The organism is Paenibacillus sp. 1011MAR3C5, from assembly GCF_003591485.1.
Taxonomy (GTDB): domain Bacteria; phylum Bacillota; class Bacilli; order Paenibacillales; family Paenibacillaceae; genus Pristimantibacillus.
Genome location: NZ_QZCF01000021.1, coordinates 1 through 1,109, shown reverse-complemented (window position 1 = coordinate 1,109; position 1,109 = coordinate 1). Strand labels below are relative to the sequence as shown.

The 1,109-nt window shown below is 67.0% G+C and carries 1 pseudogene; it reads left to right on the top strand.

Features of this window, described 5'->3' with window-relative positions:
- Positions 1 to 1,109 (top strand): annotated as a pseudogene (locus tag D3P07_RS26660) (hypothetical protein); the annotation flags it as partial.

The following is a 1,109-nucleotide window of genomic DNA, read 5'->3' as shown; positions in this document are numbered from 1 at the left end:
GGCCCAACGGGTCCGACAGGGGCTGACGGTGCAACAGGTCCCACGGGTGCAACAGGCCCAACGGGCTCGACAGGTGTTGACGGTGCAACAGGTCCCACGGGGCCAACAGGTCTAACAGGAGCAGACGGTGCAACAGGTCCCACGGGGCCAACAGGAGCAGACGGTGCAACCGGCCCAACGGGCCCGACAGGGGCTGACGGTGCAACGGGTGCAACGGGTGCAACAGGCCCAACGGGCTCGACAGGTGTTGACGGTGCAACAGGTCCCACGGGGCCAACAGGTCTAACAGGAGCAGACGGTGCAACAGGTCCCACGGGGCCAACAGGAGCAGACGGTGCAACCGGCCCAACGGGCCCGACAGGGGCTGACGGTGCAACGGGTGCAACGGGTGCAACAGGCCCAACGGGCTCGACAGGTGTTGACGGTGCAACAGGTCCCACGGGGCCAACAGGTCTAACAGGAGCAGACGGTGCAACAGGTCCCACGGGGCCAACAGGAGCAGACGGTGCAACCGGCCCAACGGGCCCGACAGGGGCTGACGGTGCAACGGGTGCAACGGGTGCAACAGGCCCAACGGGCTCGACAGGTGTTGACGGTGCAACAGGTCCCACGGGGCCAACAGGTCTAACAGGAGCAGACGGTGCAACAGGTCCCACGGGGCCAACAGGAGCAGACGGTGCAACCGGCCCAACGGGCCCGACAGGGGCTGACGGTGCAACGGGTGCAACGGGTGCAACAGGCCCAACGGGCTCGACAGGTGTTGACGGTGCAACAGGTCCCACGGGGCCAACAGGTCTAACAGGAGCAGACGGTGCAACAGGTCCCACGGGGCCAACAGGAGCAGACGGTGCAACCGGCCCAACGGGCCCGACAGGGGCTGACGGTGCAACGGGTGCAACGGGTGCAACAGGCCCAACGGGCTCGACAGGTGTTGACGGTGCAACAGGTCCCACGGGGCCAACAGGTCTAACAGGAGCAGACGGTGCAACAGGTCCCACGGGGCCAACAGGAGCAGACGGTGCAACAGGCCCAACGGGCCCGACAGGGGCTGACGGTGCAACCGGCCCAACGGGTCCGACAGGGGCTGACGGTGCAACAGGTCCCACGGG